Annotated in this window: 26 protein-coding genes and 3 pseudogenes; 17 read left to right on the plus strand and 12 right to left on the minus strand. The window is 34.6% G+C overall.

Features of this window, described 5'->3' with window-relative positions:
• Nucleotides 1-55: 55 nt before the first annotated feature.
• A pseudogene (locus tag ACVYAD_RS14710) lies at nt 56-513 on the minus strand (putative iron-sulfur cluster-binding metallochaperone).
• Between the two features lie 353 nt (nt 514-866).
• Between ACVYAD_RS14710 and ACVYAD_RS14715 the strand changes: the two are divergent.
• Nucleotides 867-1037: a hypothetical protein gene (locus tag ACVYAD_RS14715; protein ID WP_197140659.1), complete on the plus strand. Its 171-nt coding sequence runs from the start codon at nt 867-869 to the stop codon at nt 1035-1037.
• On the opposite strand, the gene ACVYAD_RS14720 is transcribed toward ACVYAD_RS14715, so the two are convergent.
• The gene (locus tag ACVYAD_RS14720; protein ID WP_476426989.1) at nt 1029-1949 is read right to left on the minus strand and encodes a DMT family transporter; all 921 of its coding nucleotides are present in this window, start codon (nt 1947-1949) and stop codon (nt 1029-1031) included. The two genes, ACVYAD_RS14715 and ACVYAD_RS14720, sit on opposite strands and share 9 nt — an antisense overlap.
• A 232-nt stretch (nt 1950-2181) precedes the next feature.
• Between ACVYAD_RS14720 and ACVYAD_RS14725 the strand changes: the two genes are divergently transcribed.
• The 6 genes from ACVYAD_RS14725 to ACVYAD_RS14750 all read left to right on the plus strand — a co-directional run bounded on the left by ACVYAD_RS14725 (nt 2182) and on the right by ACVYAD_RS14750 (nt 7172).
• On the plus strand, nt 2182-2661 hold the full coding sequence (locus tag ACVYAD_RS14725) for an Lrp/AsnC family transcriptional regulator (RefSeq protein ID WP_476426964.1): 480 nt from the start codon (nt 2182-2184) through the stop codon (nt 2659-2661).
• An 81-nt stretch (nt 2662-2742) separates the two neighbouring features.
• A complete protein-coding gene (locus ACVYAD_RS14730) occupies nt 2743-3312 on the plus strand; it encodes a histidine phosphatase family protein (protein WP_476426965.1) in 570 nt (189 codons plus the stop codon).
• Between the two features lie 145 nt (nt 3313-3457).
• Nucleotides 3458-4678: a phosphoenolpyruvate hydrolase family protein gene (locus tag ACVYAD_RS14735; protein WP_476426966.1), complete on the plus strand. Its 1221-nt coding sequence runs from the start codon at nt 3458-3460 to the stop codon at nt 4676-4678.
• A 48-nt stretch (nt 4679-4726) separates the two neighbouring features.
• On the plus strand, nt 4727-4978 hold the full coding sequence (locus tag ACVYAD_RS14740; RefSeq protein ID WP_476426967.1) for a hypothetical protein: 252 nt from the start codon (nt 4727-4729) through the stop codon (nt 4976-4978).
• Between the two features lie 150 nt (nt 4979-5128).
• Nucleotides 5129-6388, plus strand: coding sequence for a Tm-1-like ATP-binding domain-containing protein (locus tag ACVYAD_RS14745; protein WP_476426968.1), 1260 nt, complete (start codon nt 5129-5131; stop codon nt 6386-6388).
• Nucleotides 6354-7172: a phosphoenolpyruvate hydrolase family protein gene (locus ACVYAD_RS14750; protein ID WP_476426969.1), complete on the plus strand. Its 819-nt coding sequence runs from the start codon at nt 6354-6356 to the stop codon at nt 7170-7172. Before ACVYAD_RS14745 ends, ACVYAD_RS14750 begins: the two co-directional genes overlap by 35 nt.
• 725 nt (nt 7173-7897) lie before the next feature.
• Here ACVYAD_RS14750 and ACVYAD_RS14755 read toward each other — a convergent pair.
• Nucleotides 7898-8059, minus strand: a complete 162-nt coding sequence (locus ACVYAD_RS14755) for a hypothetical protein (protein ID WP_349658136.1) — start codon at nt 8057-8059, stop codon at nt 7898-7900.
• Nucleotides 8060-8305: 246 nt separating this feature from the next.
• On the opposite strand from ACVYAD_RS14755, the gene ACVYAD_RS14760 reads away from it, so the two are divergent.
• On the plus strand, nt 8306-8557 hold the full coding sequence (locus tag ACVYAD_RS14760) for a hypothetical protein (protein ID WP_349658135.1): 252 nt from the start codon (nt 8306-8308) through the stop codon (nt 8555-8557).
• A 1-nt stretch (nt 8558) separates the two neighbouring features.
• Here ACVYAD_RS14760 and ACVYAD_RS14765 read toward each other — a convergent pair whose 3' ends face one another.
• The 3 genes from ACVYAD_RS14765 to ACVYAD_RS14775 form a co-directional block, all read right to left on the minus strand.
• Nucleotides 8559-8735, minus strand: a complete 177-nt coding sequence (locus tag ACVYAD_RS14765; RefSeq protein ID WP_349658134.1) for a hypothetical protein — start codon at nt 8733-8735, stop codon at nt 8559-8561.
• Between the two features lie 64 nt (nt 8736-8799).
• Nucleotides 8800-9192: a YkvA family protein gene (locus ACVYAD_RS14770; RefSeq protein WP_476426970.1), complete on the minus strand. Its 393-nt coding sequence runs from the start codon at nt 9190-9192 to the stop codon at nt 8800-8802.
• A 92-nt stretch (nt 9193-9284) separates the two neighbouring features.
• Complete coding sequence (locus ACVYAD_RS14775; protein WP_476426971.1) at nt 9285-9806, minus strand: GNAT family N-acetyltransferase; 522 nt, start codon at nt 9804-9806, stop codon at nt 9285-9287.
• Nucleotides 9807-10163: 357 nt separating this feature from the next.
• Between ACVYAD_RS14775 and ACVYAD_RS14780 the strand changes: the two genes are divergently transcribed.
• Complete coding sequence (locus ACVYAD_RS14780; protein ID WP_349658131.1) at nt 10164-10931, plus strand: copper amine oxidase N-terminal domain-containing protein; 768 nt, start codon at nt 10164-10166, stop codon at nt 10929-10931.
• 196 nt (nt 10932-11127) lie between these two features.
• On the opposite strand, the gene ACVYAD_RS14785 is transcribed toward ACVYAD_RS14780, so the two are convergent.
• From ACVYAD_RS14785 to ACVYAD_RS14795, 3 genes are all read right to left on the minus strand, one after another.
• Complete coding sequence (locus ACVYAD_RS14785; protein WP_476426972.1) at nt 11128-11469, minus strand: DUF7668 domain-containing protein; 342 nt, start codon at nt 11467-11469, stop codon at nt 11128-11130.
• Between the two features lie 376 nt (nt 11470-11845).
• Nucleotides 11846-12475 carry a LysE family translocator gene (locus ACVYAD_RS14790; protein WP_476426973.1) on the minus strand — a complete coding sequence of 210 codons (630 nt, stop codon included), beginning with the start codon at nt 12473-12475 and terminating at the stop codon, nt 11846-11848.
• Between the two features lie 766 nt (nt 12476-13241).
• On the minus strand, nt 13242-14138 hold the full coding sequence (locus tag ACVYAD_RS14795) for a DegV family protein (RefSeq protein ID WP_476426974.1): 897 nt from the start codon (nt 14136-14138) through the stop codon (nt 13242-13244).
• Between the two features lie 181 nt (nt 14139-14319).
• Here ACVYAD_RS14795 and ACVYAD_RS14800 point away from each other — a divergent pair.
• The 8 genes and pseudogenes from ACVYAD_RS14800 to ACVYAD_RS14835 all read left to right on the plus strand — a co-directional run.
• Nucleotides 14320-14697, plus strand: a pseudogene (locus tag ACVYAD_RS14800) (IS66 family transposase); the annotation flags it as partial.
• Nucleotides 14698-15303: pseudogene (locus ACVYAD_RS14805) on the plus strand (group II intron maturase-specific domain-containing protein); the annotation flags it as partial. It abuts the pseudogene before it with no gap.
• 309 nt (nt 15304-15612) lie between these two features.
• Entirely contained in the window at nt 15613-16038 is a 426-nt protein-coding gene (locus tag ACVYAD_RS14810) for an acyl-CoA thioesterase (RefSeq protein ID WP_134024032.1), read from the plus strand.
• An 11-nt stretch (nt 16039-16049) separates the two neighbouring features.
• Nucleotides 16050-16424, plus strand: coding sequence for a DUF423 domain-containing protein (locus ACVYAD_RS14815; protein WP_476426975.1), 375 nt, complete (start codon nt 16050-16052; stop codon nt 16422-16424).
• Between the two features lie 313 nt (nt 16425-16737).
• Nucleotides 16738-18054 (plus strand): SPFH domain-containing protein, encoded by a 1317-nt coding sequence (locus tag ACVYAD_RS14820; protein WP_476426976.1) that lies wholly within the window; start codon nt 16738-16740, stop codon nt 18052-18054.
• 14 nt (nt 18055-18068) lie between these two features.
• Complete coding sequence (locus ACVYAD_RS14825) at nt 18069-19172, plus strand: TFIIB-type zinc ribbon-containing protein (protein WP_476426990.1); 1104 nt, start codon at nt 18069-18071, stop codon at nt 19170-19172.
• Nucleotides 19173-19830: 658 nt separating this feature from the next.
• Entirely contained in the window at nt 19831-21036 is a 1206-nt protein-coding gene (locus ACVYAD_RS14830) for an EAL domain-containing protein (protein ID WP_349658128.1), read from the plus strand.
• A gap of 340 nt (nt 21037-21376) precedes the next feature.
• The gene (locus ACVYAD_RS14835; RefSeq protein WP_476426977.1) at nt 21377-21985 is read left to right on the plus strand and encodes a hypothetical protein; all 609 of its coding nucleotides are present in this window, start codon (nt 21377-21379) and stop codon (nt 21983-21985) included.
• A 305-nt stretch (nt 21986-22290) separates the two neighbouring features.
• On the opposite strand, the gene ACVYAD_RS14840 is transcribed toward ACVYAD_RS14835, so the two are convergent.
• The 3 genes from ACVYAD_RS14840 to ACVYAD_RS14850 form a co-directional block, all read right to left on the minus strand.
• Nucleotides 22291-22590 (minus strand): hypothetical protein, encoded by a 300-nt coding sequence (locus ACVYAD_RS14840; RefSeq protein WP_476426978.1) that lies wholly within the window; start codon nt 22588-22590, stop codon nt 22291-22293.
• Nucleotides 22591-23272: 682 nt separating this feature from the next.
• A complete protein-coding gene (locus tag ACVYAD_RS14845; protein ID WP_349658124.1) occupies nt 23273-23605 on the minus strand; it encodes a hypothetical protein in 333 nt (110 codons plus the stop codon).
• 125 nt (nt 23606-23730) lie between these two features.
• Nucleotides 23731-24120, minus strand: coding sequence for a hypothetical protein (locus tag ACVYAD_RS14850; protein WP_349658123.1), 390 nt, complete (start codon nt 24118-24120; stop codon nt 23731-23733).
• Between the last annotated feature and the right edge of the window lie 2 nt (nt 24121-24122).

A 24122-nucleotide genomic window follows, 5' to 3' on the forward strand; every position in this document is an offset into this window, starting at 1 on the left:
AAAGGTCCTAAAACCTCTGTTTTACAAGGGTTTTAGGACGCTTTTTTATTCCGATTTAGGCTAGATCTTTAATATATTTCGTAACATTTCCTAAACAACAACTACCTTGAGGATTGTTTACCTCACAGCCACAACGATTCTCTTTTATATTTTCAAGAATATGTTCTAACGGATTTGGAGTAAGTTTAGTTTCGACATTGTGTTTAATTTTCTCTTTAGTCCAATCAAAACAATAGCAAACCGGTGTACTTAATGAGTCATCCTTTTGATGCACAGATATCTTTATAGCAGAAAGAGTGTATTCCTTATTTCTCGTATCAAAATAAACGACATGACAATCTTTAGTAGAACAAAAATAGTGATTTTCCATCGCATTTATAGATTCTAATACAGATGGTTTAAGCATGGATTTAATTGTTATTAGCTGTATGTTTTTAGCTTTATTTTTGCAAGACGGACAAATAATAGTGTTTGCATTACTATTTTTTTAGGGCTACTACAACAATTTCCCATCTTTGATTCACCTCGAACAGTTTATTTTCTACAGCTAATGTTTCAGTAGTAGAACATTAGTTTGGACTCATAATTCATCTTCTTTAAAGTATAAACCATGTACTTAGGAAAAGAGGGAAGGAATTGTTTCATTTTCAACAAGACAGTGAACATTCAAAAATGATTAGGGCCAACAGCTTTTTTTGAAAATTATTAATCATTATATTAAAATGGAACTAATACCAAAAAATACGAGAACTTTTTTAGGCACTCATAATTAAATTGCATCCCAATTGTAATTTCGTACTAACTGGGATGCAGTTCAAATTGTCGTTTTGGTCTAATGAAAGAAAATACTAAAAGGTGATAATTTTATGTTAGGATTTGAATGGTTCCCTAAAAGATGGGGGAAAAGAAAAGTTTCGGAACGTTTTCTTCAAGCGAAATTTACTGAAAAAGGAAAAGGGATTACGATTACTACATACGCTGTAGATTTATATGTACTATCTATTCCTTTAGAAGTGAAAAAATATAATTCATTGTAATTTATGAGTGTCAACAAATTTTGTTGACATTTTTTTATTTGAAATTCGTGTATTTAAATAGGTTGTTTTTGACTTAAAATGTGAAAATAAATAACATCCTAAAATAACAATCAATCCTCCAATCCCTTGAGTCCAAGAGATGCTTTCTCCCAAAAATAAAAACGCTAAAATTGCCGTGAAAATCGGATTGAAATTAAGGAAAACACCCGATGTTGTAGCCCCTAATTGTTGAATACCAATACTCCAAAGTACCATACAAACAACAGTGGAGATAAGACCTGTATATAAAAGAGAAAGAATAAAAGAATGATTTACATTGGAAATGGTAAAATCCTTAAGGTTAAACGGCAATAGTACTAGAAGTCCAAATATTCCTGAATACAAAGTGGACATTAGTGGCGAGGTAGTCTTCATTGCCCATTTACTACAGACGGAATAAATTCCCCATACACAAACAGCTGCTACCATCCATAAATCACCCAAATTAAAATGAAAAGACATTAAAAAATCGATATTTCCCTTTGAAAGTACGAGAAGCACACCAAACAACGAAAATAACATCGAAAATGCTTGAAGTTTATTCATTTTTTCATTTAGAAAAACAAATGAAAAAAACGCAATAGAAATTGTATTTAATGTTGAAATGAGACCAACATTTGTCGACGTAGTTCTTTCTAATGCTAAAAATTGAAAAATATTGAACAATACCACACCTGTAATGCCCATTAAAAATAAAGGGAGAAGGGCAGCTCGAGAGGGAAGCAGTTTTTTCTCTTTCAACCATACCATTGGAAGAAGTGCCACTATAGCAATAAGCCACCTTAAGCTCGTCAGTGTTAACGGAGAGGCATGGTCAACAAGAGATTTGGCCACTACAAAATTGCCACCCCAAAGTAAACTAGTTAAAAGCATTAATAAAACATAGACATTCTTCAAATCATTATCTCTCCTTTGAGTGTCTTATGTACAATCAAGTTACATTTAATAAAAGAATCATAACACTTTTGCTAATTTGGCAGTATAATATTTCGTAAGAATAATGAAAATCAAAACAATGGAAAGAAAAATAAAGTTTTACAGAATAAAATTAATAATAGCTGTCGAAAGTAACTATAATTTCGAATAAAAAAAGGAGAAAAAAATCATGAGAGATGTGGAAAGAAAATTATTAGATCGTGTTGATACTCAAATACTGGATATTTTGCAGAGAGAGGTTCAGATAAGTAATGCAGAGATAGCGAGACGGGTGAATTTGTCTCCGCCGGCAACCCACACGAGGATAAAACGTTTAGAAAGTGAAGGATTTATTGATAAACAAGTTGCCATTTTAAATCCTGAGAAACTTGGATTCGATTTATTGTGCTATGTTTTCATGAGTACCAATATTCATCAAGCTAAGGAATTAGAAGCTTTGGAAAATACCCTAAAAACAATGACCGAAATATTAGAATGTCATTGTTTAACAGGAGAGTATGATTATCTTTTAAAGGTCATTGTTAGAGATCGAAAAGAATTAGATAGCTTTATTAGAAAATTAAATAGGATGGGCATATCCCGTATTCAAACTAACTTATCATTAAGAGAAATTAAATATTCTACAGTCTTACCGATATCAGAAGATTAACAGTAGAAGTTCTTCCGTGCAATATGGATTTTAGCTTCACACAAAAAGGGTTTAGGTCATAACTAAATTTTAGGAGGCATTATGAAAACAATCATATATATGGTGCGACATGGAGATTCACCAAAAGACGGAAATGAGAGAACGAGAGAATTGACTGAAAAGGGTAGGTTAGATGCTCAACGAATAACTGATATTTTACTAAAAGAAGGTATTGATACTGTTATTTCAAGCCCGTATAGTCGTTCAATCCAAACTGTTCAGGAAGTAGCAAATCAAATAGAAAAAGAGGTAATTATATTTGAAGATCTAAAAGAGCAACTATTTATTGCTGGAGATAAGCGAATCGCTGACGAGGAATTATTCCCTTTTTTACAAAAGTCATTTTCTGACCCAACATATGCTTTAGAGGGAGGCGAGTCAAATGCTGACTGCCAGAAACGTGCTATAAAAGTTTTAGAAAAAATAGTGAACGAATATCAAGGTCAGAAAGTAGTAATTGGCACACATGGGGCTGTAATGACTTTAATGATGGGTTTTTATAATAGTAGATATGATTTGGACTTTTTATTACAAACAACGAAGCCAGACATTTACAGAATGGAATTCAATGGGCAAGAATTGGCCGGTGTAAAAAGGTTATGGGAGATTTAGGGAGAGGTTTTTGAAGCAATTCACCTAATAAAGTTAGGAAATCAGTAGGTGTAGCTTTGGTATTAGAGATAATATTCATTACACTAAAAGAGAAGAATGATTAAATAACTGAAGACAAAACAATGTTTGTAGGGGTGAAAATTAAATGGAGGACAAACTAAATCAGAAGTATGAAATAAAAAATTATATGAATAAACAAATTAATAAAAATCGATATATTTTAGGTGTTGCAGCTGGTTCTGGAATGACAGCTAAATATGCAGAACAAGGTGGCGCTGATTTTATCCTTGCGTTAAATTCAGGGCGGTTTAGATTAATGGGAGTAAGCTCATTAGCAGGCTTTTTACCGTATGCCAATAGTAATGATGTTGTAATGGATTTTGCATGCAAAGAGATCATTCCTACGATTAAAAAAATTCCAGTTTGTTTTGGTTTATGTGCAACAGATCCAACAATTGAATTAGATAGCTATATCGATTTGATTCAGAAAAAGGGATTTGCAGGTATTAATAATTATCCAAGTATTGGCCTGATAGATGGGCTTTTTAGAGAAGCTCTAGAAGAACAAGGGATTACATATGAAAAAGAGGTAGAAGCTATTCGTATCGCTAGTGAAAAAGGTTTGTTTACAGTAGCTTTTGTATTTAATGAGGAACAAGCTATAAGGATGGTAGAAGCGGGTGCAGATATTATTTGTGTTCACTTAGGTTTAACGAATGGGGGATCACTAGGCGCTAAAAAGATTTTATCTTTACATGCTGCCAAAAAGATGGCTGTAACTATTTTTAATAGATGTAATGAACTGAATCCAAACATTTTTAACATGATTTATGGAGGTCCGGTCAATAAACCTATAGATGTTCAGTATATGTATGATGATACTACTATTATGGGATACATCGGGGGTTCCGTTTTTGAAAGGATTCCAAATGAACAAGCACTTATACATATTACGAAATCATTTAAGCAGACGAACGATTTTCAATTGGATGAATTAATAAGTAAAATTACTGATGGTTTAGGAAGCCGAGATGATTATATTAATTTTGCAAAGAAGTATATCAACCTACATTATATGGAAGAAATTTCATTGAATGAAGTCGCTGAAATATTAAGTTTGTCTCGCTCTTATTTAAGCACTTTATTTAAAAAAGAGATGGGTATTTCATTTACTGAATATCTTATTAATTTTCGGATAAATCGCGCTATCGAAATACTGAAATTTGAAAAAATACCGCTAAATAATATCGCTGAAATGGTAGGTTATCCGGATTACACTCAATTTAGTAAAATATTCAAAAAATATAAAGGTGTGTCACCTAAAAACTATTTAACTTCTATCAACAGGTGTTTGGACACCCACTGAAATAGAGGAACTCAGTCTAAGAACGCCACGAGCTGTGGCAACGCTTGATTGACCAATATCATGTTGCTGCCGCTACGCTTTCGCACAGACAAAACCAGTTGTTGCTGCCGCTACGCTTTCGCACAGACAAAACCAGTTGTTGCTGCCGCTACGCTTTCGCACAGACAAAACCAGTTGTTGCTGCCGCTGCGCTTTCGCACAGAAAAAAACCAGTTGTTGCTGCCGCTGCGCTTTCGCACAAAAAACATCTGCAGGCCTAAATACAAAGCCGTGTCCAAACGCAATTATGCCAAGGCATAATTGATAATATAACAAAGAGACAATTTTATAGAACAAAAACACATTAACTCTCCCAAAAGAAAACGTTATTATGGAATGGAGTAATAAATGTAATCGCTTTCTTATATGATTATTTTGACGATTTTATGATCTAGAAGGGAGAGAGATGATATGAAAACAATTGCTTTGGCTGGAACATTTGATTCAAAAGGAAAAGAATATTTGTATGTAAAAGAGTTGATTGAATCGTTGGGTTTCAATACTTTTACGATTCATACTGGTGTTTTTAATCCAGCATTTGAGCCTGACGTATCAAATGCTGAAGTAGCAGCTGCAGCTAAAGAAGATATACAGGACATTGCGACAAAGAGAGATCGAGCAAATGCAACCGCAGTTCTTGCAAAAGGGATGGAAGTGCTTTTGCCGAAACTGTATGAAGAAGGTAAATTTGACGGTGTACTTTCCTTTGGAGGTACTGGAGGGTCATCTATCGTAACAACTGGTATGAGAGCACTACCGATAGGTGTTCCAAAAGTGATGGTTTCTACAGTTGCTTCTGGTAATACGGAGCCATATGTAGGAACTAGTGACATCATTATGATTCCATCGGTAGTAGACGTTGCTGGTTTAAATGTAATTTCGACTAAAATATTTACAAATGCAGTATTTGCAATAGCAGGTATGCTTAACTTTGACAATAAAACGATCGTAAAAAAGAAACCACTAATTGCTGCAACTATGTTTGGTCTGACAACACCTTGTATTAATCAGGCTAAAGATTTCTTAGAAGCTAGGGGATATGAAGTATTGATTTTTCATGCTACTGGTGTTGGTGGTCGTACAATGGAGAATTTAATAGCTAATGGATTTATAGATGGTGTCCTTGACATAACGACCACTGAATGGGCTGATGAGTTAATTGGCGGTGTCTTGAAAGCTGGACCGAATCGTTTAGAAGCAGCTTCCAGAAAACAAATTCCTCAAGTTGTATCGGTGGGGGCAATTGATATGGTTAACTTTGGTCCATTTGACTCTGTCCCTGATAAATTTAAAGGTCGAAAATTTTATAAGCATAATCCAACAGTTACTTTGATGCGTACATCCGTTGAAGAGAATAAACAAATAGGGGATGTAATTGCAAAAAAATTAGCTTTAGCGACAGGGTACACAGCATTATTTTTACCGCTAGAAGGGCTCTCTGGTCTTGATGTTGAAGGGCAACCTTTTTATGGGTTAGAAGAAGATAGAATGTTATTTGATACATTAAGAAAAAATGTTGACCAAAGCAAAGTGGAAATGATTGAAATCAATGCGGATATTAATAGTGAAGAGTTTGCACTAGCTGCAGCGAGTAAATTAATTGAATTAATAGAAAATAAAGAGAGGGATAGCAATCATGTCAAAGAGACAAGAAATATTGAATCGTTTTAAAGAAGAAATAAAAAAAGGTAATATTCTGTTAGGTGTTGGAGCTGGTACAGGAATTACAGCTAAAAGTAGTGAAGCCGGTGGAGCTGACATGTTAATTGTCTATAATTCTGGCCGTTATAGAATGGCTGGTCGTGGTTCCCTAGCCGGATTATTATCGTATGGTGATGCCAATCAAATTGTTGTTGAGATGGGGAATGAAGTATTACCAGTTGTAAAGGATACTCCAGTACTAGCTGGTGTTAATGGAACAGATCCTTTTAAAGTGATGGAAGTTTTCTTAAAGCAGTTGAAAGAACAAGGGTTTAGTGGGGTTCAAAACTTCCCTACAGTCGGTTTAATTGACGGTGTATTTCGTCAAAATCTAGAGGAAACAGGGATGGGCTATGATTTAGAAGTAGATATGATTAGAAAGGCAAATGAATTAGACCTACTAACTACACCTTATGTCTTCGATGAAGAGCAAGCAAAGAAAATGGCTGAAGCGGGTGCGGATATTTTAGTGGCCCATATGGGATTAACAACAAAAGGAACGATTGGTGCACAAACTGCATTAACTCTAGATGATTGTGTCGATCGAATTCAAAAAATTATTAATGCTGGTAAGTCTATAAATCCAGAAATATTAGCAATTTGCCATGGAGGTCCAATTGCAGAACCGGAAGATGCTGCTTATATTATTGAAAGAGTAGATGGGATTGTTGGATTCTTTGGTGCTTCTAGTATTGAGAGATTTGCTGCGGAAAAAGGAATCAAGGAGCAAACTGAAGCTTTCAAAGGTTTATAATTGAAAGTGTATTCTTATCAGAAGAAAAGACAAAGTGCCGGTTGTAACATTGAATTAAAGTTTGATTTAAATAATTTAAATAAAAAAGACGAATCCATTTTGAAAAAAGTTTGTTCAAATTGGATTCGTCTTTTGATCTCTTTTTATTTGAAATTTATTATTTTTTAGGTATCTTTGTTGCGCTTTTTCTTAGCATAGTCTGCTTCAATTCGTATAGTTTTTTACTGTTTTGTTAGGATTAATAATTATTGTTAGTGTATTTAATAGAATTGTACTGATTAATAATATGTTTACAGCAAATACGGAACTACTAGTTATATCCATAAGAGCAGACCAATCCTCAATCTTAACAAGGTGGTTATTATAAAATAATTGGAAACTTATCGATATAGCACAAGCACTGAAACTTAAAGTGCAAAAGATTAATCTATAATTGTGGACTTTCTTATTAGTACTCAAAAGACTACAAATTGGTAATAGTATTGCTATTACACCAAGTACTAGGCTTCCCAGGTTAAGAAAACCGATCATAGAACATCTCCCCCTTATTATTAAAGGACGAAAATAATTGGAAATTGTTTCTTGTTTATGATGAATGAATTATAAAATTTGTTAGATTGTTTTTTTAAAAATTGAGCAATACGAAGAGTAATCTTTTTGAAAGAAGGTCTGCAAAAGTCAGCATTCTAGATGTGACTCTTGCAGCAATGATTAATATTCGCATTTTAATGTAATCCGTCTTTTAACACAAAGTCTATAACAGATTTTTGTTGAGAAAGTTTGTAATAAGCATCAAAAATTTCCGTAAGTGCTTTGGCTAAATTTTCATTTTTTACATCATGTTTCTCTAGTATTTGATTAATTAGAAATTCCATTGGTTCTAACATTAATACCACCTACCTTTCTTATAGTAGGTTAACATTTAGGTATAAACATTTTCTGAACAAAATAGAAAATGCCGCAGCGCCGTCACAAGATACAGCTCAGAAATTAAGCCAAGGGATAATTGGTCGGTTTGCAATGAATACATTATTTCAAGCACCATACATATTGAGGCGAAAAATAAACTCGAGTGACCAGCAGATTTTTTTGAATATACTATTTGAGACTAAAACAATTAAGGAGATGGTGTAGTGAGCGAAATAGATAAACGAAACAGATTAAGCGAAGAACCATTTGCTTATCAAATAACGAAAAAAGGAACGGTAGTAATAGAATACGAGGGTAAACAGATAAAAATTGTAAAGGATAGGGAGGGCGAGCGACTTATCGCAAAAATCAAAGAAGTTGCAGACAATCAAACAGCAGTACAGTTATTGTTAGCTAAAATTACAGGTAATTTTAAACGAGGTAACGAGAAAATTGGAAAAAATAAAAGAAAGTAATCTAAGACCTCGTAGTTTCATATTTCCTCTTACCAGTTTCAACACCTACTTCATAAATAAAGAGGATCATAATAAAGAAAAGAATAATTTCTTGAGTAGAGCTAGCTGACCAAAAGCCCAAATAATACATGAACACAAGAAAGATAGCTAAAAGGGTTTTAATAATCTTTAGCGTCATCCTAGATACCTCCTAATAGTTGGATAGAGGATCATATAGTCAGGAAGTCTTGCTGAATAATCCGTTAAATATGATGAATAACTATTTTACTAATCCAAACTGCAAAGATAACCCAAATAATAATAAAAAGAATACCAACAAACCAATTCTTTGGTTTTCCAGATTGTTTTAACTTTTCCGCAGCTTCCTTATGATCATCAATCACATGTTGTGGAATTAATTTTAAAGCGAAGATAATTCCAAAAGGTACAATTATCAAATCATCAAGATACCCTAAAATAGGAATAAAATCCGGAATTAAATCTATTGGGCTAAAAGCATAAGCAACTATTAGTATTGCCACAAGCTTTGCATACCAGGGGGGTCTTGGATCTTTATAAGACAAGTAAAGTACAAATAAATTTTGTTTTAATTTTTTAGCAAAGGCTTTGAACTTTGATAGTAAATTTTTACTCATTGAAAAATCTTCCCCCATTCCTAGAAAGTATATATCATAAAAATACATCGAGGAAGAGAAATACTTACTGTACTTCAAATGATAATATGGAGTTAGATTTTAGTATTTATAAATTCCATTAACAAAGCACAATCATTATTAATTGTTTTAACTTTTGTAAACCCGCATTTTTCGTAACATCTAATAGCTCTTTCGTTAGAAACTTCAGGGTCTACTATTATAATTTCAGCGTCTGTAATTTTAATTATGAGTTGAATAAATTTACAAACCATAATAGTTCCATAGCCTTTATTAAATTGATTAGGATTACCGATAAATTGATCAATTCCAATAACCACTTCATTATTTAAGTAGCCTAATTCTTTTAATTCTTCTGTTTGAAGTTTATAGTATTGCATAAATCCTATTGGGGAACCGTCTAACTCAACAATGAAGGGGAGAACTAGAATTTCACCACGAACGCGTGGCTCATATTTTTTCCTTACTTGTTCTATTGAAAATGGTGAATTAATATCCCCATAAAATTCTAAAACTTCTTTCGTACTCAACCATTTAGCCATAAAGCCATAATCATTATTAGTCATTTTTCTGATGTGTATATTGGTGATATCCAAAAAAATCCCCCTTTAACTACTAGTATTGAAAAAATTTTATTCACTACCTACTTTAACATCTTTCAGCAGGTGTCCAAACATCCGTTGAAAGGAGTTTAAGCATCCTGCCGATTCCGGACGCAATTATGTCGAGGGATAATTGATATTTAGAACAACCACTCTATCTGTGGTTGGGAAGTTTCTGCATGATATCAGACCGACGACAGACTTTCCGGGCCAAGATTTCTTTGTATACTCGTAATCGCATGAATTATTTACCAATAGTTAATAATGGATAAAATACGTATAATAAGGATGCTATTAATATCAATTAATAGAATATTAATGAAAGATTGGAATGAATGAAGTATGGGTAAAATGAAAAGGTTAGTAGTTTGTTGTTTAATAGTAGTTATAGCAACATTCCACTTCAGTACAGGGAATAGTACTGTATATGCAAGTGGAACTGATAATCTGATTTATAATGGTAAGGTGTTAAACGGGAGACTTTACGCACCTATTCGAGCTGTAGGCGAAAAGATAAATGCGCAAGTGAGCTGGGATGGGGCAACGAAAACAGCTACTTTAACCAAAAATAAGAAAATAATCAAAATGACACTTGGCTCCAAGATACTAAAAGTCAATAATGAGCAACTCCAAATGGATGTATCGTTACTTTTAGATAATGGAAGCATTTTTTTACCGATAAGATTTATCGGTGATGCACTAGATTACAGAACTATTTGGTTGAAATCGAATCGATATGCCAGTATGTATTCAGAGCAGGAGCAGGCTGGTATCGTTGTCTATGCTCAACCACTGTTCTATGAGGACGGCTTTAAGCTGCTTGATGAAGCCATTGCTAAAGTAAAAAATGTTTCAACTGTCGCTCAAAAAAGACAGTATTTGAAGCCATACTTCACGGATGAAGTGATTAATTTAATTATTATGAGAAACTTAACCTTTACGGATATGTCAGAAACAAGTTATTATTCGTATTCTTATCCAAAAGAAACGAATATGAGCATTAGACGTTTGGTTCCTGGATCTGGAGGAAATGTGATACAAAATGTTTTACTTACAAAGAGAAATAATCAATGGCTAGTGGGTTCTCTTGAAGAAGAATTTGTTCCATACAGGCCATAGAAATTTTGTTTACTAACTACGCTTACATCTTAGGGCACTGACTGTCGTTTTTGAGACAGTAAGAAAACAACTTTTTACAGCCAGTTGTCGCTATTTAGCGTGCGACTGGCTGTTTAGTTTCGTTTAAAAACCGATAATTTGTTAGTGTCGTCGAGCAAATGATGAGGTAATTGATAAAGGGCTTAATTGCCCCTTTTTATACATCGATGGTTTCGATATAAAACTCAGTTATCTCAGTATTTTCAGCATTTGTTTTAGCTTCGCAAAAAAGTACTATTGGACTTTCTTCATTGTCAAACCATAAGAACCTTATTTCTATACCAAAACCCCTATTATCATTATATTCGTATACATCTATGTCCATTTCATCATCACTAGGTGGTAAAGTAAGAATACCTTGCATTTGAATAACTTCTTTTAAAAGCTCCTCAGTTTCATCGTTAAGTTTATTCTCTTCTTTAAGTTTATTGTAACGAAGGTTTACTAGATCAACGAGTGTTTCTTTAGTTAATTCCACTATTTTTTCTTCTAACGTCATGAAAATCGTCTCCTAAACTATGAAATATTTAACTAATCTCATATTATCATTAATAATCTATATATTTCTATAATTGCCATACTTTCAACATTAGGTGATTTGGAAGTATGAGATGTAAACTGAAGGGGAGGTACGGGTGAAAACGGACAACTTCATTTTTTTTAGTGGAGATTTGGATAAAATTCCCTGTTTTTGTTAAGTTAAATATTCTATTGACATTGGGAAGGAGCTTGAGCAGATTAGTAAATTATTTTGGTGGGGGAAGAGACGATTTGAAAGAAAAATGTGCAGTAATTGAACTAATTTTAATTAAGAAACAGTCCCTTCACATTTGAAAGGACTGTTCATTAGGGGGGCATTGTTTTATTTTACAAGTTTAATGGGGAGCTTTAGTTTGAAGCAGCTTTAACCCCATACAAATAAATATTATTCCTGTTATCTTATTCAAGACTATTCCTACCTTTTGATTTCCTCTTAATTTTTTAGTTATGTAAGAAGAGAAATAAGCAACAAATAAACACCACAGAAGTCCAGTTGCAGTAAAAGTAAATCCTAATATTAAGAAAGGAATAGGACCTGATGCTTTAACATCAATAAACTGCGGAAGAAAAGCAATGAAAAATAAGGAAACCTTGGGGTTTGTTAGACTTGTCAAAAGTCCTTGGATATAAATTTTTCTTAAGTTTAATTTATTTGATGACGCTTCAAAAACTAAGTTTGATTGATCAAGTATCATTTTAATTCCTAGATAAACTAGATAAATAACACCAATAATTTTAATAGTATTAAATAATACAATAGACTTTGTCAGTATAATTGATAAGCCAAAAGAAACTAATAACGTATGAACCAAGGAGCCGGTAATAATACCGAATACAGAATAAACACCAGCTCGTTTACCTTGTGAAATACTTCTACCAACTATATACATAGTGTCGGCACCGGGGATTAGATTTAATAAAATCCCCGCTAATAAAAACATTTCATAATTAATAATACCGTACATTTTAGCACCTCTATTTCTTTTTTTGGGGTGCCCTTATCGATATTAAAGGAAATGAAAGAAAAATAAAAGATTTTTTTGATGGATCAGCGCGAAAGAAGGATAGGAGAGATAAATATGTTTACTTTTATTAAAACGATAAAAAATTTATGGGCATAGAAAAGGAAATTATGAATTCGAATGTCGAATATAATCACGTATGATAAACAGGTTTTTGGGAATAAGGATATTCAAGAGATATTTAAAGAAGCTGATGAATTACAGATTGAGAGATACTTAGAAAAACAGATGAAGAGTATATAGCATTTTTGGATTTCGGAATGTCAAGTCTTCGTTATCAAAAACCTTGGTTAAGTTTACTTGCCTTACACAAAAAATATCAAGGTCATCTTGCATAGCGTGTGTACACATCATATGCGTATCAAAAATCAGTCAAAGAAAAAGGAATTACCCTAAGCATGTCCTGCAAAGGCACGCCCACTGATAATTCCCGAATTGAAACGTTCTATCTCGACGGAATCTATCGCACCACAAATGCGCATATGATTCAAATCGTCGAAGACTAAATTACCTATAATAACAATATCCGTATTCAAACAAAATTTAACAGCCAGTCCCCCATACCTGAATGAAAACACTGCTATCATTCAAAAAATAACGTTACATCTGCCAGTTTACTTAAGCTATAATGCTCTCTGACTGTAAAATAGTTGGTTTATAGGAATTTCGCAACTTCATGAACCTACAATAATTTAGATTACAATTATGTTTATATAGTAACTAATTCAGCTTTCTTTTTCTTAAGTGGTGCAAGCTCTGGTAGACGTACCCAACTTAAACCAAGCGTTCCTTCACCTGCATGAACCGCTACACAAGCACTTAGTGGTAATACGGAGAAGTTTATGAGAGGATATTCTTTCTCTAAAGCTTTTTTCCAAGCGGTTGCGCCTTCTTCATCATTACAGTGAATAATTGCAACTTCAGGGATAATACTTTTTTCTAGATCTGTATTTAAAACATTTTGTACATATGTTTTAGCTCTAGTCGTAGCGCGTACTTTTTCTTTCATAACGGGCTTCCCATCTTCAAATGATATGACAACTTTAATATTCAACAAGTTACTTAAAAATGCTTGAGTCCCTGAAACTCGACCACTTTTATGTAATTGTGATAAGTTAGCCGGAATAAATGAAAGCTCACTGTTATCTGCCATCTCATTGATTCTTTCAACAATATAGCTAGGTTCAAAACCTTCACGCTCTAACTGCTGACCGAGTATAATCATTTTCATCATCGGAAATGACCCGATTTTTGAATCCACTGGATATACTTCAAATTCAGCTTGACCAGCTGCTGTGAAAGTGCTTTGATAAGTGCCAGAAAGATGTTGAGAGGTATGAATTGCAATTGCACATGTATACCCTTGTTCTTTTAATGATTTATATAAGTCTACAACTTCACCAATAGCAGGTTGTGATGTCTTTGGATTTTTTTTAGCATTTCGTAGCTTTTCGTAAAACTGATCATGTGTCATATCAACAGTTTCGCGTAAAGCCCCTTCTTCAAACACTATATTAAGTGGTAATACGTGAATTTGATTGTCCTGTATGAACTTTTCATCTAACAATGCTGCTGTATCTGTAACCCATGCAATTTTCTTTCCCATTTAAAAGTAAGCCCCTTCATCTATCGTAGAATATTTTTCATTTGATCTTATGCAACTATACACAGATAAAATCATCATGAGTAGTGATATTTATAATACTGTATTTATTTTTTGCAATCTTCGACATTATTTCGACAATAATTGCGATAAAAATAGCATTTTATAAGCATACGGTAAGCTATCTAATATTTCATTCGCTAATTGTTGGGCGCATATACGACGTTATTGGCTGAAAGTCGATAGCAAAAATAGGAAAATCGGCTTGGATTACTGTGATCAACTGTATCGCTTTGAACTGCAATATAAGCATCTCTCACCAGGAAAGCGTCGTAAAGCACAGCAAAAGCAATCAAAACCGATTGTCGAAAAGTTTCAGGAATGGGTAGATAAATCGCCATTCTTCGGAAAAGACACCTTGGATAAAGTTTCCGAAAACATATTAAATCGTGTACATGGGTTAAAAGTTTCTCTGTTCGATGGTCGGATTGGAATTGATAATAATTCAGCTGAAGATCCGATTCGTCCTAATGTGATTGGCCGAAAGAACTGGCGTTTTTGATACGCAGACGAATGCAATATTTATGTGAAAAGTAAACGTGCAGGGGAGCGTACAATGGCGAGTGTACAGCGATTTATTGAAAGGAAACATCGGTTAAAAGTAAATGAAACGAAGTCAGCAGTTGACCGCTCGTGGAACAGAAAGTTCCTTGGTTTTAGCTTCACGAAGCATAAAGAGCCAAAAGTTCGAATCGCGAAAACAAGCCTTGAACGAATGAAGAAGAAAATACGAGAAATTACCTCTAGAAAGAAGCCATTTTCAATGGAATACCGTATCGAGAAATTAAATCAATATTTAATAGGATGGTGCGGATATTTTGCGCTCGCAGACACACCTTCAATATTCAACAGGTTAGACAGTTGGATTAAAAGGCGGTTGCGAATGTGTCTTTGGAAGAATTGGAAGAAACCCCGAACGAGAGTCAGAAATCTCATTCGTTTAAAAGTTCCATACGGAAAAGCGTACGAATAGGGTAATACCCGAAAAGGATACTGGCGCATCTCAAAAAGCCCCGTATTACACAGAACCCTCGGCGATTCCTATTGGAATGGCCAAGGGCTGAAAAGTCTGCAAGTTCGTTACGAAACTTTGCGTTATTCATCTTAATTGAACCGCCGTATACGGATCCGTACGTACGGTGGTGTGAGAGGTCGGGAGTTAATCACTCCCTCCTACTCGATTAATTATTTTACACCTGCCCGGTGTCATATAATTTACTTATTGTATACCCCAGTGTACTCCAAATAAGTGGGGTACAACGGGTAAAAACAGAAACTAACATTTATCACCAAATGTTTTCTATATTTGAACTTTGAATTTTTGTAAAAACAAATTTATTATCTTTTCTTAATCAATAGAGCAAATACCCCGCCAAATCAATATTTTTACGCTATAATGTAGGACGAGGTGAAGAAAATGTTTGTAAGTGAAAAACAAATTGAAATTCGATATGCTGAGACCGACCAAATGGGCGTAGTGTATCATGCGAACTACATTATTTGGATGGAAATAGGTCGTTCACAGTTAGTTAATGATGCAGGCTTTGAGTATGCAGAGTTAGAAAAAGATGGTTATGTATCGCCAGTGATGGATTTATCCATTTCTTATAAGGCAGCAATGCATTATGGCCAAGTGGCAACGGTCCGTACATGGGTGGAAAAGCACGATCGTCTACGTACAACTTATGGCTATGAAATTTTACATGAAGATGGCACGATTGCAGCGACTGCTCAGTCCGTACATATTCTAGCGCAAAAAGATACGTTACGTCCGGTGTCCTTAAGTAAAATTGATCCGGCATGGGATGCAAAATACAAAGAAATCGCATGCGAGACGAAATAGGAGTAACATATATGGAACTATTATTAGCGATAGGTGCAATTATGGCATGTCTTGGTGTCGTGCTAGGCGCTTTTGGAGCACATGCATTAAAAGATAAATTTGCGTCCCCACACTACGCAGCTATTTGGGAAACTGCAGTGCAATATCATATGTACCATTCATTAGGTTTACTGGGGCTTGGTATTTTATCGAGTGATGCTCTTTTAGGAGCTTCAAGTATGCTTTCTTGGGCAGGTTATTTAATGTTTGCAGGTATAGTGTTTTTCTCGGGTAGTTTATATGTATTAGCGGTTACAGGTGTGAAAAAGCTTGGAGCGATTACCCCAATCGGTGGTCTGTTATTTATCATTGCCTGGGTGCTAGTGGCTATTTCCGTATTTTCTTAGAATATCCACTATAAATCGAGTGAGGTAGTTCCTATGGAGCTATCTCATTTTTATAAAGAAGTAAAAAAATGAAACAAATTGGTCTATTTGCGCGTATTACATAATGATTAGATTATTTTAGCATTTTAGCGTATTTCAACGGTTGCTCAAACATCGCTGAATTACAGGAATTCAGGTTAAGCACTTCATGTCTGAGAATATGCCTGAGTGACCAACGTCGTGTGGGTATAAAGCCTGCAGACGCAATTGTGTCGAGGTATATTTGATATGGTAAAATAAGTCTTAAGTATATAAATTGAAGGTGGGAATAAATATGGGTTTATTAAAAGCAGGAGTTGGCGCATTAGCAGGTGTTTTAGAAGATCAATGGCGTGAATATTTCTATTGTGAATCACTGTCCGCTGATGTTCTTGTGGCAAAAGGTTTTAAACGTACTTCTAAACGAGGGTCAAATAAAGGTAATGATAATATTATTAGTAATGGCTCTATTATTGCTATAAATGAAGGGCAATGTATGATGATTGTCGAGCAAGGGAAAGTAGTGGAGTTTTCTGCTGAATCTGGGGAGTATGTTTATGATACATCAACAGAGCCTTCGATTATGTATGGCAGTGATTTGTCTGAAGGTATTATGGAAACATTCAAGCAGATTGGTAAACGCTTCACTTTTGGAGGAGAACCTGCAAAGGATCAGCGTGTGTACTATTTCAATAAAAAAGAAATCGTAGGTAATAAATATGGGACACCAGCACCGGTTCCTTTCCGCGTGATCGACCGTAATATCGGCCTAGATATTGATATTGCTATTCGTTGTCATGGCGAATATTCATATAAAATTGTCGATCCATTATTATTCTATACAAATGTTTGTGGAAACGTAGAGCGTGAATTTACAAGAGATGCCATCGATAGTCAATTAAAAACGGAGCTGATGACAGCGTTACAGCCGGCTTTCGCACATATTTCTGCAAGCGGGGTTCGCTATAGCGAAATTCCGGCTCATACTGTAGCTCTAGCGGATGCCCTAAATAAAGTGTTATCAGAGAAATGGCTAGCAACTCGAGGTTTAGCAGTTGTATCTTTTGGCATCAGTTCTTTAAAAGCATCTGAAGAAGATGAAGCAATGATTAAACAACTACAACGAAATGCAGTGATGCGTGATCCAGGTATGGCTGCGGCTCATTTAACGGGTGCTCAGGCAGAAGCAATGATTGCGGCATCCAAAAATGATGGTGGAGCAATGGCAGGATTTATGGGCATGAATATGGCAGCTCAAGCAGGCGGTGTTAATGCAGGACAGCTTTACCAAATGAATGAGCATAATAAACAGGTAGCCCAGCAACAACAAACGGCGCCGAATTCAGGTACATGGAAATGTGCATGTGGCAACGAAAACACTGGTAAATTCTGCTCGAATTGTGGGACACCAAAGCCTGCAGAAGAAGGATGGACTTGTACTTGTGGAGCTGTCAACAAAGGCAAATTCTGTGGCGATTGTGGTGCTAAAAAACCTTCAGGAGCATTACAATACGTTTGTGATAAATGTGGATGGCAGCCAGAAGATCCTGCGAACCCACCAAAGTTCTGTCCTGAGTGTGGCGATGTGTTTGATGAGAATGATGTTAAGTAAGGAGATGACTAATGATGCCAACGCAAGATGCAGAAAATTTTAAACAAGTACAGCTTGATTTTGACGCTGAGTGTCCATCATGTAGTGCATCTATTGAATTCAACCCCGCAACTGGCAAACTTACGTGTCCGTATTGTGGCTATGAGACTGAAATTGCAGCCCCAGAAAAGCAAGAGGAAAAAGTTGCCCAGGAAATGGATTTTGCAATGGCTGAAGAACGTGGGAATTTTAACTGGGGTGTTGAGAAAAAAACAGTTATTTGTAAAGCCTGTGCGGCAGAAACAATTTATGATGCGTTACAGGTAGCCGATAGTTGCCCGTATTGTGGTTCTAATCAAGTTATGGAGGCAAGTGCTAAAAATACACTAGCTCCGAACGGGGTATGTGCATTTGAAATAACAGATAAGCAAGCAGGAGAGAGCTTTCAAAGTTGGATTAAGGGAAAATGGTTCACACCAAAAGCAGCAAAAGAAAGTGCAAAGCCTGATTCATTTAAAGGTGTTTATCTTCCATATTGGACTTTTGATACTAAAACAAGCTCAAGGTATTCTGCAAGTTACGGTAGACATCGAACAGTTACAGATAAAGAGGGAAATACCCGAACTGAAACAGATTGGTATTCCACAAGTGGTTTTTATCAGGAATTTATTGATGATCATTTGATTAGTGCAACAGCCCGTTATGATCGAAATATGATGAGAAAAATAGAACCTTTTAATTTACTCAACAATAAAGCTTATAAACCAGAGTATGTATCAGGCTTTTTATCAGAACGCTACAGTATTGGTTTACAGGACGGATGGAGTCAAGCGAAGAGGGAAATTTCAGATCATCTGGAGGCACAAATTACTTCGAAAATACGTTGGGAACATAATGCGGACGTAGTATCTAGTTTACATTTCTCAACAACGCATGATGATATTACATATAAATATCTAATGTTACCAATTTGGCTTTCTTCATTCCGCTACAAAGAAAAGGTTTATCGATTTATGGTGAATGGACAGACAGGTCGAGTAGGTGGAGATGCCCCGATTTCACCACTTCGTGTAACAATTGCAGTAATCTTATCATTAATTACGATTGCTATTATTTGGTATTTCTTTATGTCAGAATAGGTAGGAGCAGTATTCCTGTGGGTTAATCCATACGTTGGAATGCTGCTTTTTATCCACTTTCTGGCAATAATTGATTTAGTAGTAAATGCGTCTGCACAAAAAATAAATGGGTGAACGGCTGAATCATTGTAGGAAATAGGATGAAAACTTCTAGTTATCACGGCTTTCACATCAGATAGTTGCATAAATTATAATAGGAAGAAATTCTAAGGGGTTTTACACATTACTGCATGAAAAAGGCGAATCCATGTGTTCGTGTGGCGCTAAATAAAAATATATGTACTTCAGCAACCTATTTATGGGTAAGTCGTTATGAAAGATGGAATGTCAGAAAAACGCACGATATAGAGTACGTCTGTGGTATGAAAAAGAAATGTTATTTCGTCAAAGTAATGGTACTTCTTATGACCCTTTATTGTTAAGTACTGATGAACATAAAGCGTATGAAAAAAATGATTAGGCACTAATTCTTTTTATTAATACATCATCTTGGTAGGATCTTGTTAAACTTCAGGACAATTTATTCCATAAAATAACGTCATGTGAAGTTGCCAATTTACTTTAAACAAATTATTATACATTCAGAGAGCTTTTTTCATGAAATGAGCTGTGAATGTAATGTTATTCTTGGATAACATCATGTATGGAGGTTTCGACAATGGATGCAATTGAAGTGTTAACAAATTTAGATCAAATACATGGGTATTTTCAACCTATATTTAGCGCGGATGCGCATACGGTGATTGCCTACGAAATTTCCGGACAGTTAGAAATTGAAGGTCAACAAATTAATTTAAAAGACTTTGTGAATAACGAAGATATTCCAGAAGAATATCGTATCGATATGGAACATAAAATTTTACACGCTGCATTAGCAAAAGTAAATGAAATCGGACAGGATATTGATATTTATATTCCAAGTAACCCGAACTTACTGATGGAGGATTTCGGTGAAAGTCATTTTAATATTATTCAACAATACATCAGTGAAGAGGATTTACATCGTATTGTGTTAGTTGTTTCTGAGCATCGTTTTTTAGGTGACATTAATAAGTTGCACCATGCAGTACGATACTTTACGACTTTTGGTGTCAAAATTGCTATTCAGGAAGTAGGAGCGGAGAGTCATCTAGAGCACATTGCTTTATTATCACCACAAATCTTAAAGGTCAATATTCGTGACCTAAATTATGATTCTTGGTCCGCACAGTCAGATATGATATCAGCAATAGGTAGCCTAGCTTATAAAATTGGTGCAAATCTTTTATTTGAAGGAATCGAAACAGTTTATCAATTACAATTTGCCTGGAAAAACGGAGGCCGATTTTATCAGGGCCGATACTTGGCAAATTCTGCATTAACATTCGTAGAGAAGGATATTTTAAAAGAGCGTTTTAAAGAAGAATGCCAACAATTTATTACCTCTGAAAAGAAAATTTTGGAGGCACAATATTTTGAGTTGAAAAAGTTGAGGGAGGAGCTAGAAGCGATCGTCCATCGTGTTAAGCCTTCTAGTGACAACATCACACATTTAGAGCATCTAGCGCAGTTGTTGGATAGTTATTCGTTCCGAGTATATATCTGTAATGAAGATGGTTTCCAACTATCCCCAAACGTCATGCGTATTGACGGTCAGTGGGAATTGCAGCCTAGGGCGATCAATAAAAACTGGAGTTGGCGACCATACTTCCTGCAAACAATCATTAAAATGCGTAACGATCAAAGCGGAGAAATTTCAGAGCTTTATCGAGATATCGAGACAGGTGAAATTACAAGAACATTTTCGATTGCAATAAACGAGCATGAGTACTTGTTCGTCGATCTTTCATACGATTATCTTTATGAGCATAACATCTTTAGATAGTGCTACAAATGCTTATATATCAAGGTTTCTGGGGTACAAGATTAACTTGTACCCCTAATTTGTGTAAAGATGATTACTTGAATTTTATTGGATAAAAGAATTGTTTTTTTGCAACGGCGTAACAGTAGCTTCAGCAAATCAATTTATGGGCAGGAAATCTTTTGATTGAATGCTTATTTTTTATGGTAAAAAACAATGTAACTCTACCAATACATTAAAAGCATTGCTGTTAAGAGACTTAGAAAAAAGCTAAATGTAGGGGAAAGCAAAGGAAAGAGATGAAAATAGTTATGGAAAATCTCCATCTGTTTATGTATATTTATGAAGGAGGTTTTGAACTATGAAAAAATTATTTTTAATACCACTCACATTGTTACTAGTTATTTTGTTAGTAGCGTGTAACAAAGAAAGCGACAGTGGTAAGAAAACCGATAATGCTGATCAAACAGCAGAGGAAACACCATTAAAAGTCGATAAAGGACTTTTAAACGTTGAAGTTACAATACCAGCTTCGTTTTTGGAAGGTCAGGACATCGAAACTGCGATTACTGCAGCGAAAGAAGAAGGGGTTAATGAAGTCATTAAAAATAGTGATGGCTCTTTAACATACAAAATGCCTAAATCAGTTCATAAAAAAATGTTGAAAGAGCTGGAAGAAAGTGTTTTAGAAACGGTAGAAGAAATTAAAACTAGTGATGATTTTACTTCTATTAAAGATGTAACTTATAATAAGTCCTTTACGGAGTTTACACTAACTGTAAATAAGGAACAGTTTGACAACGGATTTGATGGTATGTCATCTATGGGACTTGCTATAGTGGGTATGTATTATCAACTTTTCAATGGAATGGATCCGGAGAAGTTTAAAGTTACTGTTAACTTTAAAGATGAGGCAAATGAAGATGTATTTAACTCAGTTGTTTATCCTGATGATTTGAATGATAAATAAACTGGAGAACACTTAGTATGGAATGATCCTCTTTAAATTGGGCATATAAAAATGACTATATAATTCTAGTCACTTACATGTCCTTTTGAAGGGGATATTTTTATAAGGTACGCAATATTTGAGTGAAAAAAATTTCAATAGCTAAATAAAAAGCTAAAAGGTCAATCTATGTGGGAAAGCCACCGAAAAAGTCGATTAATACCAAAATTTTCGGTATTAATCGACTTTTAATACTTAATATAATTTAAAAACTTAATCAGTTATAATATCCAATTATTTAAATTGGATTAAGAAGGTTTGTGTTTTTATTGTTCTTTTCCCTGAATTTCTTCATTGAAAAAGTGGATACCTGTATGTCCTCCACCTTCAGCAACCATTTCGTTTGATGCTATTTTTGTTGGAGATGTTCCAGCTCGTGTCGCTGCTTGAGCAGTTATCCGCTCTGATATGTTTTCGTCCATTTTCGCAGTAGTTAAATAGGATCCTAATTTAGTTTTTGCATTATTGAGCATACTTAATGCTTTATCACGGTTTTCTTTTTTACTTAAATAAGTTGCTATTAAAGCTAACCCTGTAATTACAACACCTGTTCTTCGTTTCGCCATTATTAACCCCTCCCCAAAATATAGTACCTGGTTCTATATTTTTTCTTTTCCCTATTTTAAGAGGACTAAACATAGTGAATAGAGTACAACAGCAAATCTCGCCGTGAATTTGAAACGAATCATTACAATTTTAGAAGAAAAAGATAGTAAAGGAGAATAAAGAAGACCAATTCTTGTTCAAGTTCATGAGCAAGAATTAGTCTTTTAGCATTAAAAACTGGATGTTTTTCAGTCCCTTGTAATATACAGACAGCATCTTTAAAAGATAATATTAAAAAGTTTTAAACATTATTGTTATTGCGATTTAAGAACTGTGTTGTCATTACATTCTACCTGGATTAAATGAAGAATCAAAAAAGGATAATGATATTATGATATTTATTAACAATGCACAAAAGCAGTGATATGAGAATATCTCACTAACATCCGCTGAAAAGTCTAAGAACGCCACGTCCTGTGGCAATTTATTTGTGCGAAAGCAAAGCGACAGCAACACGGTTTTATTTGTGCGAAAGCAAAGCGACAGCAACACGGTTTTATTTGTGCGAAAGCAAAGCGTCAACAACAACACACGACTGAGTGGCCAACATCACGTTGGTCCAAAGGATCTGCGGAAGTCACAGAAATCGAAAGGGAGTTCGCAAATAATGTTAGCCTAAAATCATCGCATAATTGATGTAAATTATTTTAACGGAATTCCAAGTCCTAATGTAGAAGCGATCGAGACAATAGAGCTAATAACACCTAGTATACTAGTTAACTTCTCTAATGGTTTTTTAGCTTTCTCATTATCTCCATTTTCAATATGAGTTTTAAGAAGTTCAAAATGAGCTTCTGCAATTTCTCGTTGTTCATCTGCTAGGTGCTGAATTTCTTTTTGAAGCTGTTGTAAAGCATTGATAATGTCACTTGGCGGGCTAGCTATCCCTTGACTGAGTGTACCATTGTTTTCAATAGTTATATTACCTTTGTTTTCTCCAAAAGTTAGACCACCATATTTACTAGATTCACCCATATAACCATCTCCTAATATAATAGTAACTTTCCCAAGTTTTGATACTTTATCCAATACTTGATCGGAATTTTCTTTTGTTAAAATATCGATAATTTCTCTTAAACTCTCAGGTTTATTGTGTTTAGTTAACCCGACATTTTCCTTTTTATTAGTAATTTTTTTTTTGAAAAACTTTGTCTGAAATCCTCACTTAATTCAATGATTGGAATAGCGTTTAAAGGATCAAAACAGTTCTCTGTACCACAATATTTGCATGTAACGGAATCGATATTTTCAAGCTCGGATTTACTAGCAGTTAAAATACTTCTACTACATTCCTCACATTGAAATTCTAATTTTATAATGAGCGCTTCTTGTTTTTCTAATTCAGATAATTGATCAATAACTAATCCAAGAGGCAAGTTAGTTATTTTTGCAATATAACTATGGTAAAATTTATCAATTTTACTGATAGCGATTACCTCAAGTGCATTATCTATTTTTTGAGAAATTTCCCATGGCTTTAAATTGCTCAATA

The sequence above is a fragment of the Lysinibacillus sp. G1-3 genome (genome assembly GCF_056322905.1).